Source organism: Streptomyces sp. NBC_01465 (assembly GCF_036227325.1).
Lineage (GTDB): Bacteria > Actinomycetota > Actinomycetes > Streptomycetales > Streptomycetaceae > Streptomyces.
Map to the genome: position 1 here is coordinate 1843161 of NZ_CP109467.1, position 15120 is coordinate 1858280.

Consider the following 15120-nt stretch of genomic DNA (forward strand, 5'->3'; position numbering starts at 1 on the left):
GTCAGTGGTCGGGGTCGAATTCGACCGGCAGGTTGGGCGATGCGGCGCCGGTGGGCGGTACCTGGAGGGTCTTCAGGGCGAACTCCATGACCTTCTTGTAGACGGGGCCGCAGATCTGGCCGCCGAAGTAGCTGCCCTTGGTGGGGTTCTGGATGGCGCAGTACACGGTGATGCGCGGGTTGTCGGCGGGCGCGAAGCCTGCGAAGGAGGCCGTGTAGCCGCGGTAGCGGCCGGTCTTGGGGTCGACGCGGTTGGCGGTTCCGGTCTTGCCCGCGACCCGGTAGCCCGGAATCTTGGCCTTGACGCCGGTGCCCTGCTCGTCGCCGACGACCGACTCGAGCATCTTCGCGAGCGTCTTCGCGGTCTTCTCGCTGACGACCCGGGTCTTCTTCGGGGCCTCGGCCGGGGTGAAGCGGCCGTCGGAGCCCGTGGTGCCGCGGATCAGCGTGGGCGTGATGCGTACGCCGCCGTTGGCGATCGTCGAGTAGACGGAGGCCGCCTGCATGGCATTGAGCGAGAGGCCCTGGCCGAACGGGATCGTGTACTGCTGCGAGGTGGACCAGTCCTGCGGCTTGGCCAGGATGCCGGGCGTTTCGCCGGGGTAGTCCAGGCCGGTCGGGGAGCCGATGCCGAACTTGCGGAGGTAGGAGTAGAGGACCTGGTTGGCCTGGGGCTGGGTCTTGCCGAGCTGGCCGGCCGCCAGGATGGTGCCGATGTTGGAGGACTTGGAGAGGACGCCGTTGAGCGTCAGGTACCAGGTCTTGTGGTCGATGTCGTCCTTGAAGAGCCGGTCGCCGCGGTGCAGCCGGTTGGGGACGGTGACATGGGTGTCGGCGGTGGCCGCGCCCTCTTCCAGTACGGCGGCCATGGACATGACCTTGGAGGTCGAGCCGGGTTCGAACGCGTCCTGGAGGGCCGCGTTGCCGAGGTTGTCCGGGCTGGCCTTGGAGAGGTCGTTGGGGTCGAAGCCGGGGGCGTTGGCCATGGCCAGGACCTCGCCGGTCTTGTTGTCCTGCACTATCACGTAGCCGCGGTCCGCCTTGGACTCCTTCACCTGGTCGGTGATGGCCTTCTGGGCGTACCACTGGAGGTCGCGGTCGATGGTGAGCGCGATGTCGGAGCCCTGGACGGCGGGAGTCTCCTGGGTGCCGACCGTGGGCACCAGGCGGCCGCCGGCCTGGGCGTACCGGATCTTGCCGTCCTTGCCGGCCAGCTGCTTGTTCAGCGAGGACTCCAGGCCGCCCGCGCCCTTTCCTTCGGCGTTGACCCAGCCCAGTATCCCGGCGGCGAGATCGCCGTTGGGGTACACGCGCTTGCTGGTGGGGACGTTGAAGATGCCGGCCAGGACGCTGCTGATCTCGGTGCCCTTGGGGGCCTTCGCCTGCGCGGCCGAGGCCTTCTTGGTGAAGACGCCCTGCAGGTCCTTGATCTGCTTCCAGACCTGGGGGGTCTGGCGGCTCGCGAGCTTCACGTAGCGCGTCTTGGGGGTCTTGAGCTTCTTGGTGAGCTCCGCCGCGTCCGCGCCGAGGATCGGCGCGAGGAGCGTGCCCGCCTGCTCCGGGGCGTCCGGGGCGCCGGTCGCCTTCGCGGTGAACATCGTCGGGTCGGCCGTGATGTCGTACGCGTCGACGCTGGTGGCCAGGGCGACGCCGCCGCGGTCGGTGATCTGGCCGCGCTCGGCGGTCAGCGTGACGTCCTGGTAGCGGTTCTTCTCGGCCTTGGCCGCGTACGCGCTCGCATCGACGGCCTGCACCTGCAGCAGCCGTACGACGAAGGCCAGCATCACCAGCGTCAGACCGAGGCTGACCAGCCGCAGCCGGGGGCGGGGGCTGCCGAGGCGCAGCGTGCGCGCGGAAGCGGCCTTGGACGCGGGGCGCGGACGGCGCTGCGCGGGGCGCGACGGGCGTGCGGGGCGCGCCTGGCGTGCGGGCGCGGGGACGCGGCGGCGCGGTGGATCTGGCTGCTTGGGCGGCACTGCGTCACCTGCCGGGGGTCTGGGTCGGCTTCGTGGACGTAACGGCGGACGGGTGCGCGGCGCTGCCCGGGCGGGTGCCCGTGGGGGACGGCAGGGGCGGGCTCGCGCTGCCGGAGGGCGGGGCTGTCGCCGAAGGGGTCGGCGTGGGCGTCGGCGTCGGCGAGGCCGGGACCACCAGGGCCTGGGGCACGGCCGAGGCCGCTCCGGGGACGCCCTTGACCGAGCCGTCGGGGTTGAGGAAGGCGGGGGCGTCGCCGGGGACCATGCCGAGCTCACGGGCCCGCTGCTCCAGCGCGTCGGGCGCGGAACGGTCGTCGACGTCGCGCTGCAGTGCCTGCTGCTCGTCGGTGAGTTCGGTGGTCTTCTTCTTGAGGTCGTTCAGCCGGAACGATCCGGCATTGAGCGCCGAGTTGAGCAGCAGCAGCGTGATCAGGCCGCCGCCCAGGAGCACGACGACCAGCAGGACGAAGGGCGTACGCGCCGCGGTGTTGGGCCCGGACGGCAGCATCCGCGCGAGCCGTGCGGCCCGCCCCTTCAACTGCCTGGCCGCTGTGGTCATACCGCCTCCTCGCGGATGCGCTGCGCACCCCGCAGCCGTGCGGGGGCCGCGCGCCGGTTCTCGGCGACCTCTTCCTCGGTGGGCAGCTCCGCGCCCCGGGTGAGGAGCTTCAGCCGCGGCTGGTAGCGCTCGGGCACCACGGGCAGGCCGGGCGGCGCGGTGTTGGCGGCGCCGGCCGCGAACACCTGCTTGACCAGGCGGTCTTCGAGCGAGTGGTACGAGAGCACCGCGATCCGGCCGCCGACCGCGAGGGCCTTCACCGCGGCCGGGATCGCCCGCTCCAGGACGGAGAGTTCACCGTTGACCTCGATGCGCAGGGCCTGGAAGGTGCGCTTGGCGGGGTTGCCGCCGGTGCGCTTGGCGGCCTGCGGGAGGGAGTCGCGGATCAGCTCCACGAGGCGGGCGCTGTTGGTGAACGGTTCCTTCTCGCGCTCGCGCACCACGGCGGAGACGATCCGCTTGGCCTGCTTCTCCTCGCCGTACTGGCGCAGGATCCGCACCAGCTCGCCGGGCGGATAGGTGTTGAGGACCTCGGCGGCGCTGACGCCCGTCGTCTGGTCCATGCGCATGTCGAGCGGGGCGTCCTGGGCGTACGCGAAACCGCGGTCGGCCTCGTCGAGCTGCATCGAGGAGACGCCGAGGTCGAAGAGGACGCCCTGGACGCGCGGGATCTCCAGCCGTTCCAGGACCTCGGGCAGCTCGTCGTAGACGGCGTGCACCAGGGTGGCCCGCTCCCCGAAGGGCGCGAGGCGCTCGCCGGAGAGGCGCAGCGCCTCCTTGTCGCGGTCGAGGGCGACGAGCCGGGCGGCGGGGAACGTGGAGAGGAGTGCCTCGCTGTGGCCGCCGAGGCCGAGCGTGCAGTCGACGACCACCGCTCCGGGCTCGGCGAGTGCCGGGGCCAACACGTCCAGGCATCGCTGGAGCATCACCGGGACATGTCGGGTCTCGCTCATGCGCCCTCTCAGGTACGGCGCGGTCGCACGTACGGCCGGGTCCCCGCCCGCTCGGAAGGGGAACGGCCTGCCGGCGCCGGTTGAGGGGCGTCGGCCGGCCGGCGAGCGGGAGAGGGCCGAGCCGTGCGTACGCCGCGCATGCGGGGGTGTGCGGGCTTAAGTTCGTCAAGCACGAGGGGGCGCATCACGCCTCCGGTTCGCGTCACTTTAGTCCACTCGTACCGCCGGTCAATCAACCGGCCAGCGCGCCGCGCGGCAGGTCTTTCACTCGAACGGGTCACAGAGGGTCAGGCTTGTGGGGTAGGTCACACGGGGTCGAGTTGACGGTATTTTTCCGACCCCTTGGCGGGACTCCGAGATCAGCTCCGATTACCGTCGTAGACATGTCGACCCCTGCGCACCTCCCCGGAGAGCCCAGCCCCGCCCGCCCTCACCTCACCGTCCGTCACGGTGGCACGGTGACCGACCGGCTCGTCGAAGCGAACCGCCGGTACGCGGCCGACTTCCAGGACCCCGGCATGGGCGCCGCACCGGTCCTGCACGTCGCCGTGGTGGCCTGCATGGACGCCCGCCTCGACCTGCACGCCGCGCTCGGCCTGGAGCTCGGCGACTGCCACACGATCCGCAACGCGGGCGGCGTGGTCACCGACGACGCGATACGTTCGCTCACCATCAGCCAGCGCGCTCTGGGAACACGGAGCGTCATACTGATCCACCACACCAGCTGCGGCCTCGAGAGCCTCACCGAGGACTTCCGGCAGGAGCTGGAGCAGGAAGTGGGCCAGCGGCCGGCCTGGGCCGTGGAATCGTTCAAGGACGTCGATCAGGACGTACGCCAGTCGATGCAGCGCGTACGGACCTCTCCGTTCCTCCTGCACACCGACGACGTGCGCGGTTTTGTCTTCGACGTGAAGACGGGACTGCTGCGCGAGATTGATCCGGTCGCGTAGGACGGCGTAAGAAAATACGGCAAACCCCGGCATATCCCGCTCACTTGTCCACAGGCGAGTGACACGAAGCGGTAACGGCAACAAGAATGCGAGTGTGACACCTCGCCCGGTCGAACCATCCGGGCGTGGTGTTCGTATTTCGGGGTGGGCCGGGCCGTCTGAATCGTGTCGGCCCGTGGAGTGGTACGGGCCGAGGAGGGCCGGGTGACGACCTATGACGATCGAGCGAGCCTCACAGATCTGACCACCACAGCGGAGCGTGTCCGCAGGTCGGTGGAGGGTGTGATCGAGGGCAAGCCGGAGGTCGTACGGCTTTCGCTGACCGTGCTCCTCGCCGAGGGACACCTCTTGATCGAGGATGTGCCCGGCGTGGGCAAGACGATGCTGGCGAAGGCGCTGGCACGGTCCATCGACTGTTCGGTACGGCGGATCCAGTTCACGCCTGACCTGCTGCCGTCCGACATCACCGGTGTGTCGATATTCGACCAGCAGCGGCGGGACTTCGAGTTCAAGCCCGGGGCGATCTTCGCGCAGATCGTGATCGGCGACGAGATCAACCGCGCGTCGCCCAAGACCCAGTCGGCGCTACTGGAGTCGATGGAGGAGCGCCAGGTCACCATCGACGGGCAGACGTACGAACTGCCCAGTCCCTTCATGGTCATCGCCACCCAGAACCCGGTGGAGATGGAGGGCACCTATCCGCTCCCCGAGGCACAGCGCGACCGCTTCATGGCGCGGGTCTCGATCGGTTATCCCAGCGCGGAGGCCGAGCTGCAGATGCTCGATGTGCACGGCGGGGTCTCGCCGTTGGACGATCTGCAGCCGGTGGCGCACGCGCACGACATGGTGAAGCTGATCGACGCGGTGCGGACGGTACATGTCGCCGATTCGGTACGGCGGTACGCGGTGGAGCTCGTCTCGGCCACCCGTAACCACCCGGATCTCAGACTCGGGGCCTCACCGCGTGCGACGCTCCATCTGCTGCGGGCCGCCAAGGCGTCCGCCGCGCTCAGCGGGCGCGACTACGCACTGCCCGACGACATCCAGGCGCTGGCCGTGGCGGTGCTCGCGCACCGGCTGCTGCCCACGGCGCAGGCGCAGTTGAACCGCAGGACCGCCGAGCAGGTGGTGACGGAGATCCTGCAGCGCACGCCCGTACCGAGCGGCGCCGCGCCGGGCAACGGCCCTGCCGCGGGCCGCCAGGCGCCGCCGCCCGGCGCGCCTCCCGTCTACAACCACCAGCAGCCCGGCACGCGGCGGCTGTGATGGCGGCTGGGTTGCCCCCTGGCGGGGCCTCGCCCGGCGTCGACGAGGACCAGGGCGGTCTGCGGGCCGCCCTGTCCGGACTGACCACGCGCGGCCGGTCGTTCCTCGCGGCCGGTATCGCCGCCGGGATCTGCGCGTACGCCCTCGGCCAGAGCGACCTGCTGCGCGTCGGCATGCTCCTCGCCGTGCTGCCGCTGGTCTGCGTGGGCGTGCTGCACCGCACCCGCTACCGGGTCGCGGGCAGCCGCCGGCTCTCCCCCGCGCGGGTGCCCGCGGGCTCCGAGGCGCGGGTCCATCTGCGGATGGACAACGTGTCGCGGCTGCCCACCGGGCTGCTGATGCTCCAGGACCGGGTGCCCTACGTGCTCGGGCCCCGGCCCCGGTTCGTCCTCGACCGCGTCGAGGCGGGCGGGCGGCGCGAAGTGTCCTACCGGGTGCGCTCCGATCTGCGCGGGCGCTATCCGCTGGGGCCGCTGCAGCTGCGCCTCAGCGACCCGTTCGGGATGTGCGAACTGACGCGCTCCTTCAGTGCGTACGACACCCTCACCGTCATCCCGCGCACCGAGCCGCTGCCTCCGGTACGGCTCGCGGGCGAGGCCGCGGGATACGGCGACGGGCGCCAGCGCTCGCTCGCGCTGGCCGGTGAGGACGACGTCATTCCGCGCGGCTATCGGCACGGGGACGATCTGCGCCGCGTCCACTGGCGTTCCACCGCGCGCTACGGCGAGCTGATGGTGCGCCGCGAGGAGCAGCCCCAGCGGGCCAGGTGCACCGTACTCCTGGACACCCGGAGGATCGCCTTCCAGGGAGCCGGGCCCGACTCCGCCTTCGAGTGGGCGGTCTCGGGGGCGGCCTCCGCACTGGTGCACATGCTCGAACGGGGCTTCTCGGTGCGGCTGTTGACGGACACGGGAAGCACGGTCCCCGGCGACGGGAGCAGCGGGTTCGCCGGGGCCACTCAGGACTCGGCCGACTCGGCGGGGCTGATGATGGACACCCTGGCGGTCGTCGGGCACTCCGACGGGGCCGGGCTCTCGCCGTCGTACGACGTCCTGCGCGGCGGCAACGAAGGGCTGCTGATCGCCTTCTTCGGCGATCTGGACGAGGAACAGGCCGCGGTAGCGGCCCGGATGCGGCAGCGCAGCAACGCGGCCGTCGCGTTCGTCACGGACAGCGCGGCCTGGGTGGACGGCGAGCCGGAATCTGCAGAGGCCACGGAGCGGCTGCGGATGCTGCGCGAAGCGGGGTGGACGGTGCTTCAGGCCCGCCCCGGGACGAAGCTCGCCGATCTGTGGCGCCAGGCGGGCCGCGAGCACACGTCCAACACACCGGGGAAGACAGGGGGATGGTCATGAGCGGTCGCGGAAGGCTGGCGCTGTGCGCCTATGCGGCCACGATGATGGCGGCGTGCGCGATGCTGCCGCTGGTCAGTCCGGCCTCCTGGATCGTCCAGGCGGCGTTCCTGACCGCGATCGTCAGCGGTGTGGGCGCGCTCGCCCGGCGGGTGCCGCTGCCGCGGCCGCTCACGGTCGGGGCCCAGGCCCTGGTGGCGCTGCTGCTGCTCACCGTCGTCTTCGCCCGTGGGCAGGCGCTCGCCGGCATCGTGCCCACCCCTGAAGTCTTCCAGCACTTCGGGCAGTTGCTGCAGCAGGGCGGCGACGACGTCGGCCAGTTCTCCATCCCGGCTCCTGCCACCCAGCCGATCCGGCTGATGATGGTGGGCGGGGTCATGCTGATCGGTCTCGCGGTGGACGCGCTCGCGGTGACCTTCCGCAGCGCGGCGCCCGCCGGACTCCCTCTGCTCGCGCTCTACTCGGTCGCGGCAGGGCTCGCGCAGGGCAGCAGTGCCTGGCTCTGGTTCGTGGTCGCCGCCTCCGGCTATCTGCTGCTTCTGCTGGCCGAGGGCCGGGACCGGCTCTCGCAGTGGGGCCGCGTCTTCGGCGGGGCTCCGCGGTCACCCGCGCGGGGCTTCGAGCCCCCGGGCGGCAACGCCACGGCTCCGGCCCGCACCGGGCGGCGCATCGGGGTGGTCGCGCTGGGCATCGCGCTGGTGATCCCGGCCCTGCTGCCCGCGCTGGACAGCGGGCTCATCGGCGGTACGGGCACGGGGACGGGCACCGGGGGCGGCGGCGGAACGATCTCCGCGGTCAACCCGCTGGTCTCCCTGCAGAACAGCCTCAACCAGCCCGAGGACCGCGAGGTGATGCGGTACCGCACCAATGCGTCGGACGTGCAGAGCCTCTATCTGCGGATCGTGGCGCTCGACCAGTTCGACGGCACGGCGTGGAAGTCCTCGGAGCGCAAGGTCACCGACGTACCGAAGACGCTGCCGAAGCCGTCGGGGCTGAGCGCCGACATCAGCACGACCGAGATCAAGACCAATGTGTCGGCGGCCGGCTGGTACGCACAGAACTGGCTGCCCCTCCCCTATCCGGCCATGCAGGTGGGCATCAACGGGAAGTGGCGCTTCGAGCCGGAGGGCCGCACCCTCGTCGGCGACCGCGGGCAGACCACGCGCGGGGTGCAGTACTCGGTGACCAGCCTGCTCGTGGAACCGACAGCCCAGCAGTTGGCGGACGCTCCGCCCGCATCCGCATCCCTGGTGAAGGAGTACACGAAGGTCCCCGAGTCGCTGCCGTCCGTGGTGAAGGCCACGGCGTTGCAGGTGACCCAGGGCGCGGCCAACGACTACGAGCGTGCGGTGAAGCTGCAGGACTGGTTCTCCTCCGAGGGCGGTTTCACCTACGACACCCAGGTGCAGTCCGGCACGGGATCGGCCGCGATCAGCCGGTTCCTGAAGGAGAAGAAGGGCTTCTGCGTCCACTTCTCCTTCTCGATGGCCGCGATGGCCAGGACGCTGGGGATCCCCGCACGGGTGGCGGTCGGCTTCACTCCGGGCTCTTCCCAGCCGGACAGCACGATGTCGGTCGGTCTGCGCGATGCGCACGCCTGGCCGGAGCTGTACTTCGAGGGCGTGGGGTGGACGCGGTTCGAGCCGACGCCGTCCCGCGGTTCCGTACCGTCGTACACCCGGGCGACCGCCCCGGGCGGCGGGGCCGACACTCCGGACAAGCCGAACGCGACCGCCTCGGCCGCGCCGTCCGCGATGCCGTCGGCGACCGACAGCTGCCCGGCGCAGCTGCGCCGGATGAACGAGTGCGGTGCGGCCGCGGCGGCCACGGGCGCCGGTCCCACGGACACCGGGACGCCGCTCTCCACGGTGGTGGGCGCGGCGGTGGCCGTGGGTCTGCTGGTGCTGCTCCCGCTGCTGCCGCTGTTCTGGCGGATCCGGGTGCGCGGGCGGCGGCTGGCCTCCCGTGGACGTACGCCCGCGGACGGAGCGGACCGGACGCTGAGCGCCTGGCGCGAGATCACGGACACGGCCTGGGACTTCGGCATGGAGCCGGACGATTCGCAGACGCCGCGCAAGACGGCTGCGCGGATCGTGCGCCTCGGGTCGCTGGAGGGCCGGGCGGCGGATGCGGTCCACCGGGCGGCCGGTGCGGTGGAGCAGGTGCTGTACGCACCGCATCCGCAGCCGGTGAGCGGTCTCGGCGAGGACGTGGCGCAGGTACGGGCCGGGCTGCGGGCCGGGGCCGGGCGGTCGCAGCGGCTGCGTGCCGTTCTCGCACCGCGCTCGGCCGTACGGGTGGTCTGGGCACTCTCCGAGCGCTGGTCGGCGACGGCCGCACGCTGGAGCCGCAGGCGCGGCGCCGGGGCGGACCGGTGGGCGGCTCTGCTGCGCAGGCCCTCGAGGGACCAGGGCTAGCGGGACGGGACATGGGTGAGGGGCGGCCGCCGATGCGGTCGCCCCTCACCCATGTCCTGCAGGTTCTTCGGGTTCTTCAGGTGCTGCGAAGTTCTACTGGCCCTGTTCGTCACGGCGGCGCTGCCACCGCTGCTCGATCCGGTCCATCACCGACCTGCGCTGCCTGGACTGCCTGCGCGCTGCCGGATCTGCGGCGGCGGCCGGCGGCTGTTCACCCGGTTTGGGCGCCTTGCGCCATCCGGTGACCGCGAGTACTGCGCAGCCCAGCATGACGAGGAATCCCACCACGCTGATCCAGATCTGCTGGGCGACCATTCCGGCCATGAGGAGCGCGATTCCCACCAGGAAGCCAGCAACTGCCTGGTAGACCCGTCGCCGGGTGTATGTACGCAGCCCGGATCCCTGGAGCGCTGTCGCGAACTTGGGATCTTCGGCGTACAGCGCTCGCTCCATCTGCTCGAGCATGCGCTGCTCGTGCTCCGAGAGCGGCACGGAGTCCTCCTACTCGTCGGTCGCGGGGGGCGACCGTAGTGCGGCCCTTTCAGAATAGGCAGGGAATCGCCCCCGTGAAACCCGCCCTCTACGCCAATTCGCCAATCCGGAGATGGTGTACCCCGATCATACGGCGCGAAGCCTCCGATCGGGGGGCCTGTGACCTACTCCGTCCGGGACTGCGCCGCTGATCAGCCCTGCTTCTCGCCGAGGACGTGCAGTTGGGTGGCGACGGAGTGGAAAGCGGGGAGCTCGGCGGCCGCGGCCTCCAGCTTCAGGAGGGCCTCGAGCGCGCCCGGCTCGGTGTCCACCAGGACGCCGGGCACCAGGTCGGCGAAGACCCGAACGCCCTGGACCGAACCGACCTTCAGGCCGGCCGCGCCGACCAGCTCGCCGAGCTGTTCGGCGGTGAAGCGGCGGGGCACCGGGTCGCCGTCGCCCCAGCGGCCCGCGGGGTCGGTGAGCGCCTGACGGGCCTCGTTGAAGTGGCCGGCCAGCGCCCTGGCCAGGACGGCGCCGCCGAGACCGGCGGCGAGCAGGGAGAGCGCGCCCGCGGGGCGCAGCGCGTCGACCGCGTTGCGCACGCCCTCGGCCGGGTCCTCTACGTATTCGAGGACTCCGTGGCAGAGCACCGCGTCGTAGCCGCCGCGCTCCACGCCATCGACGTCGAACAGCCCGAGGACGTCTCCCTGCACTCCGCGCACCCGGTCGGCGACGCCTGCCTCCGCGGCCCTGCGCTCCAGCGCGAAGAGCGCGTTGGGGCTGGGGTCGACCACGGTGACGCGGTGGCCGAGGCGGGCGACGGGCACCGCGAAGTTGCCCGTACCGCCTCCGGTGTCGAGGACGTCCAGGGTGTCCCGTCCGCTCGCCTTGACCCGGCGCTCGAGGGCGTCCTTGAGGACGTCCCACACCACGGCGGTACGAAGGGAGGCGCGGGGGCGCAGCGGGTCCGACACGGCGGTTGACTCCTCGGCGGGGCAAATACGGGCGGGCTGCTCCACCCTATTGCCTTCGGCGCCGCCCCTGGTCATCCCGCCTTCGGGTGCTCCTCCCTGGGCTGGGGCAGCACCGGCTGCAGGACGAGGAGCCGTTCGACGAGGCGCAGGAACATGGCCGCGTCGCGCAGCAGATCGTCGGCGTCCCTGAGAGTGGCCGCGCCCGGTATGCCGGCCTCGGCCCTGGCCCTGCGGCGGGCACCGGAGGCGAACAAGGCGCTCCACTCGGCCAGTTCGGGGGCGATCTCCGGGAGGACCTCCCAGGCGCTGCGGATCTGGCGTCGCCGGCGCGGGGTCGTCTCGGGGCGGCCACGCGCGGCGAGCACGGCGGCCGCGGTGCGCAGGGCTGCGAGGTGGGCGGTGGCGTAGCGGTCGTTCGGCTGCTCCAGCTCGGCGGCCTCGTCGAGGCCCGCGCGGGCCTGGGCGAGCAGATCGAGGGCGGCGGGCGGGGCCGTGGTCCGGCGCAGGACGGGATGGATGTCGCCCGCCGAGCGGTGCGCGGCTGTTGCGGCTTTGGTGCTGGTCATGACGAACCTCCTGTCGTCGCGTGACGGCACTGTGGCCGTATGTGTCCACTGTGAGGGTCACCACTGACAATCGGCTCTGACCTGCTCCTTTGCGTCGAGCACTGGTTCGGGGCTACCTTTTTGCACTGACCGGTCAGTTCAAAAACAGGGGGAGGCCGAGTGATCACCGCCGAGAATCTCGGGCTGAAGGGCCCGCGCGGCTGGGCGTTCCGCGGCGTGCGCATCGCCGCCGGAGCCGGGGCGCTCGTCGCGATCGAGGGCCCCTCCGGATCCGGCCGCACCTGTCTGCTCCTCGCCCTCACCGGCCGGATGCGGACCACGGAGGGGCACGCCGAGGTCGCCGGACTGCACCTGCCCCGGCAGCTCACCGCCGTCCGACGGATCAGCGCGCTCGGCCCCGTCCCCGGCGTCAACGAGCTCGATCCGGCGCTGACCGTCGACGAGCACCTGCGCGAACGGGCCCTGCTGCAGCGCCGTTTCGCCGGCTCGCTGCGCGCACTGCTCCGGCCCCGCGCCGAACGCGCCGCCGAGTCCCGCGCCCGTATCGACTCCGCACTGGAGGCCGCGGGCCTCGATCTCGCGGCGCTCCCCAAGGCCGCGCGCACCTCCGTGCGCGATCTGGAGCGGCTCGAGGCGCTGCGGCTCTCCGTCGCGCTCGCCCTGATCGAGCGGCCGCAGGTGCTGGCCGTGGACGACACCGACCTCAAGCTCTCCGACGCCGAACGCACCGAGGCCTGGAAGCTGCTGCGCTCCCTCTCCGACACGGGAATCACCGTCGTCGCCGTGTGCAGCCAGGCGCCCGAGGGCGCCATCACCGTACGCACCGGAGCAGGACCCACAGAGGAAAAGGGGGCGGCCGATGCGCTCGCCGAGACTGGCCGCGCTTGAGCTGAAGCGGTTCGGCAGGGGGCGGATGCCGCGCGCCGCGCTCGTCGCGCTGCTCCTGCTGCCGCTGCTGTACGGGGCGCTCTACCTGTGGTCCTTCTGGGATCCCTACGGGCGGCTCGACAAAATACCCGTCGCCCTGGTCAACGACGACAAGGGCGCCACAGCCGCCGGGACCGATGTCCGGGCGGGCGACGACATCACCAGGGGCCTGCGCGACAGCAAGGTCTTCGACTGGCACGAGACGAGCGTGGCCGAGGCGCGCAAGGGCGTCGAGGACGGTTCGTACTACCTCTCGCTGACGATGCCGTCGGACTTCAGCAGCCGGATCGCCTCCAGCTCCGGCGACTCCCCCGAGACCGGCGCGCTCCAGGTACGGACGAACGACGCCAACAACTACATCGTCGGGCAGATCTCGCGGACGGTCTTCTCCGAGGTGCGGACGGCCGCGTCGACGCACGCCTCGCGCACGTTCCTCGACCGGATCTTCATCTCGTTCTCGGATCTGCACGACGCGACGGCGAAGGCCGCGGACGGCGCCGCCCAGCTCCAGGACGGGATCGGCAAAGCCAAGAAGGGGTCCAAGGCCCTGGCCGACGGTCTCGGCGAGGCCAAGTCCGGCAGCGGGAAGCTGGCCGAGGGGATCAGGAAGCTCGACTCCGGATCGGCCGATCTCCAGGACGGTGCGCGGCAGGTCGCCGCCGGCACCAAGACCCTTGCGGACACGGTCGACGGGGCTGCGGACGCGGTCCGTCCGTATCTGAAGGACAACGGCAGGACGATCGGTGACGCGGCCCGTCTGGTCGCCGATTCCACCCAGACCGTACGGAACCACCTCGCCACCCTGGTGAAGACGGCCCCGGTCGCGGCGGACGGATCCCGGCGTGCCTCGGACGCCCTGGACACCGTGTACGCGGCCCGCTGCCAGGACCGGCCGCTGCCGGACCCGGCCTGCCCGCAGCTGCGGAAGGCGAAGGACGCGGCGGCCGAGGTGGCAACGATCGCCGGGGACCTCAATGTGCTCGTACGGGACCAGGACAGCGATCTGTCCGTACTGGACGGGCAGTTGGCGACCCTGCAGAAGCAGGCCCGCGACCTCGCCCGGCACGCTCCCACCCTGAGCGAGGACCTCGACTCCGCCGTCGCGAAGATCGACCGGCTGAACAGCGGCGCCCAGCAAGTCGCCGCAGGCGCCGGACGGCTGCACTCCGGACTGACGACCGCGAAGACCGGATCGGCCGATCTCGACTCGGGTGTCGGGCGCCTGAAGGCCGGGGCGCACACCCTCGACAGCGGTCTCTACCGGCTGGCCGACGGCTCCGGCGAGCTCGCCACCGGGCTCCACGACGGGGTGGCGAAGATCCCCGACTACGACAAGAAGGACCGCGATCAGCGCACCGGGGTGATGGCCGACCCGGTCCGTCTCGCCTCCTCTCCTCTGCACGCGGCGCCCAACTACGGCACCGGATTCGCCCCGTACTTCATCCCGCTCTCCCTCTGGGTCGGCGCGATGGTCGCGTACATGCTCATCCAGCCACTCAACCGCCGCGCCCTGTCCGCCGGTTCGCACCCCTGGCGCATCGCCATCGCGGGCTGGCTGCCGGTCGCCGCGATCGGGGTGCTGCAGATCGCCGCACTGATGTCCGTACTGCACTGGGCGCTCGGTCTGCAGATGGAGCGCGCGGCCGGGACGCTCGGCTTCCTGGCCCTGGTGAGCTGCTGTTTCGCCGCGATCGTGCAGTGGCTCAACGCCCGCTTCGGGGCCGCGGGCCGGATCCTGGTCCTCGCCTTCCTGATGCTCCAGCTGACCTCGGCGGGCGGCACCTACCCCGTCCAGACCAGCCCGCGCTTCTTCAACGCCATCCACCCGTTCCTGCCGATGAGTTACGTCGTCGAGGGCTTGCGGAGGCTGATCACCGGCGGCCCCCTGACCCCGGTCTGGACGGGCTGCGCGGTCCTCGCCGCCTTCACCGTGGGGGCCCTCGCGCTCACCGCGCTCTCCGCCCGCTCCAAGCAGGTGTGGACCCTGGACCGCCTCCACCCGGAGCTGAGCCTGTGACAATCAACGCCATGGACACCAGCACCAGACGGCAGGCCACCCGCCAGAAGCTCTACGAGGCGGCCGTCACCCTCATCGCGGAAAAGGGCTTCTCCTCCACCACCGTGGACGAGATCGCGGAGCGCGCCGGGGTCGCGAAGGGCACGGTCTACTACAACTTCAAGTCCAAGACCGAGCTCTTCGAGGAGCTGCTGCGGCACGGCGTGGGCCTGCTGACTGCGTCCCTGAAGGCCGCCGCCGACGAGAGCGCGGCGCGCGGCGGCACCAAGGTCGAGGCGCTGGACGGGATGATCCGGGCCGGCCTGGTCTTCATCGACCGCTATCCGGCCTTCACCCAGCTGTACGTCGCCGAGCTGTGGCGCACCAACCGCGCCTGGCAGTCGACGCTCCTGGTGGTGCGCCAGGAGGCGGTGGCCGTCGTCGAGACCGTCCTGCGGGAGGGCATCGAGGCCGGTGAGCTGCACGAGGAGATCGACATCCCGCTGACGGCTGCGGCCCTGGTCGGGATGGTCCTCGTGGCCGCGCTGGACTGGCAGGCCTTCCAGAGCGAGCGGTCGCTCGACGATGTGCACGCGGCGCTCTCGCGGCTGCTGTACGGGCGGGTCAGCGGGCGCTGAGCCCGCCGGGGAAACGGGACGCCGGTCCGGCGGAGCTCGATGTCACTCGAGCCCCACCGGACCGGCGATTCCC

General features: G+C 71.6%; 13 protein-coding genes. 7 read left to right on the top strand and 6 right to left on the bottom strand.

Translation table 11 applies throughout. The features are described 5' to 3' along the window. Position 1: 1 nt before the first annotated feature. Genes OG707_RS08465 through rsmH form a run of 3 tightly spaced genes read right to left on the bottom strand, consistent with a single transcriptional unit; the run spans position 2 to position 3487 of the window. Positions 2–1975: a peptidoglycan D,D-transpeptidase FtsI family protein gene (locus OG707_RS08465; protein ID WP_329116021.1), complete on the bottom strand. Its 1974-nt coding sequence runs from the start codon at positions 1973–1975 to the stop codon at positions 2–4. 4 nt (positions 1976–1979) lie between these two features. Beyond that, positions 1980–2534, bottom strand: coding sequence for an FtsB family cell division protein (locus OG707_RS08470; RefSeq protein WP_329116023.1), 555 nt, complete (start codon positions 2532–2534; stop codon positions 1980–1982). Next, the gene (gene rsmH / locus OG707_RS08475; protein WP_329116025.1) at positions 2531–3487 is read right to left on the bottom strand and encodes a 16S rRNA (cytosine(1402)-N(4))-methyltransferase RsmH; all 957 of its coding nucleotides are present in this window, start codon (positions 3485–3487) and stop codon (positions 2531–2533) included. The genes OG707_RS08470 and rsmH overlap by 4 nt, the downstream gene beginning before the upstream one ends. Positions 3488–3870: 383 nt before the next feature. On the opposite strand from rsmH, the gene OG707_RS08480 reads away from it, so the two are divergent. The 4 genes from OG707_RS08480 to OG707_RS08495 all read left to right on the top strand — a co-directional run bounded on the left by OG707_RS08480 (position 3871) and on the right by OG707_RS08495 (position 9472). After that, complete coding sequence (locus OG707_RS08480; RefSeq protein ID WP_329116028.1) at positions 3871–4437, top strand: beta-class carbonic anhydrase; 567 nt, start codon at positions 3871–3873, stop codon at positions 4435–4437. 204 nt (positions 4438–4641) lie between these two features. Beyond that, entirely contained in the window at positions 4642–5703 is a 1062-nt protein-coding gene (locus OG707_RS08485) for an AAA family ATPase (RefSeq protein ID WP_329116030.1), read from the top strand. Beyond that, positions 5703–7058, top strand: coding sequence for a DUF58 domain-containing protein (locus OG707_RS08490; RefSeq protein WP_329116032.1), 1356 nt, complete (start codon positions 5703–5705; stop codon positions 7056–7058). Before OG707_RS08485 ends, OG707_RS08490 begins: the two co-directional genes overlap by 1 nt. Continuing rightward, positions 7055–9472 carry a transglutaminase TgpA family protein gene (locus OG707_RS08495; RefSeq protein ID WP_329116034.1) on the top strand — a complete coding sequence of 806 codons (2418 nt, stop codon included), beginning with the start codon at positions 7055–7057 and terminating at the stop codon, positions 9470–9472. The genes OG707_RS08490 and OG707_RS08495 overlap by 4 nt, the downstream gene beginning before the upstream one ends. A 93-nt stretch (positions 9473–9565) precedes the next feature. Here the strand turns inward: OG707_RS08495 and OG707_RS08500 are convergent, their stop codons facing one another. The 3 genes from OG707_RS08500 to OG707_RS08510 form a co-directional block, all read right to left on the bottom strand. After that, on the bottom strand, positions 9566–9964 hold the full coding sequence (locus OG707_RS08500) for a DUF3040 domain-containing protein (protein WP_329116035.1): 399 nt from the start codon (positions 9962–9964) through the stop codon (positions 9566–9568). Between the two features lie 191 nt (positions 9965–10155). Further along, a complete protein-coding gene (locus tag OG707_RS08505) occupies positions 10156–10920 on the bottom strand; it encodes a class I SAM-dependent methyltransferase (RefSeq protein ID WP_329116037.1) in 765 nt (254 codons plus the stop codon). A gap of 71 nt (positions 10921–10991) precedes the next feature. Then, complete coding sequence (locus tag OG707_RS08510; RefSeq protein WP_329116039.1) at positions 10992–11486, bottom strand: SAV_6107 family HEPN domain-containing protein; 495 nt, start codon at positions 11484–11486, stop codon at positions 10992–10994. A gap of 159 nt (positions 11487–11645) precedes the next feature. Between OG707_RS08510 and OG707_RS08515 the strand changes: the two genes are divergently transcribed. Genes OG707_RS08515 through OG707_RS08525 form a run of 3 tightly spaced genes read left to right on the top strand, consistent with a single transcriptional unit; the run spans position 11646 to position 15047 of the window. Continuing rightward, positions 11646–12374 carry an ATP-binding cassette domain-containing protein gene (locus OG707_RS08515; RefSeq protein ID WP_329116041.1) on the top strand — a complete coding sequence of 243 codons (729 nt, stop codon included), beginning with the start codon at positions 11646–11648 and terminating at the stop codon, positions 12372–12374. Continuing rightward, positions 12346–14430 (top strand): YhgE/Pip domain-containing protein, encoded by a 2085-nt coding sequence (locus OG707_RS08520; RefSeq protein ID WP_329116043.1) that lies wholly within the window; start codon positions 12346–12348, stop codon positions 14428–14430. Before OG707_RS08515 ends, OG707_RS08520 begins: the two co-directional genes overlap by 29 nt. An 11-nt stretch (positions 14431–14441) precedes the next feature. Then, on the top strand, positions 14442–15047 hold the full coding sequence (locus tag OG707_RS08525; protein WP_329116045.1) for a TetR/AcrR family transcriptional regulator: 606 nt from the start codon (positions 14442–14444) through the stop codon (positions 15045–15047). Positions 15048–15120: the final 73 nt, after the last annotated feature.

Coding starts and splice junctions, on each gene's coding strand:
- OG707_RS08470 (WP_329116023.1), bottom strand. CDS start 2,534: ATGACCACAGCGGCCAGGCAGTTGAAGGGGCGGGCCGCACGGCTCGCG.
- rsmH (WP_329116025.1), bottom strand. CDS start 3,487: ATGAGCGAGACCCGACATGTCCCGGTGATGCTCCAGCGATGCCTGGAC.
- OG707_RS08480 (WP_329116028.1), top strand. CDS start 3,871: ATGTCGACCCCTGCGCACCTCCCCGGAGAGCCCAGCCCCGCCCGCCCT.
- OG707_RS08490 (WP_329116032.1), top strand. CDS start 5,703: ATGGCGGCTGGGTTGCCCCCTGGCGGGGCCTCGCCCGGCGTCGACGAG.
- OG707_RS08495 (WP_329116034.1), top strand. CDS start 7,055: ATGAGCGGTCGCGGAAGGCTGGCGCTGTGCGCCTATGCGGCCACGATG.
- OG707_RS08510 (WP_329116039.1), bottom strand. CDS start 11,486: ATGACCAGCACCAAAGCCGCAACAGCCGCGCACCGCTCGGCGGGCGAC.
- OG707_RS08520 (WP_329116043.1), top strand. CDS start 12,346: ATGCGCTCGCCGAGACTGGCCGCGCTTGAGCTGAAGCGGTTCGGCAGG.
- OG707_RS08525 (WP_329116045.1), top strand. CDS start 14,442: ATGGACACCAGCACCAGACGGCAGGCCACCCGCCAGAAGCTCTACGAG.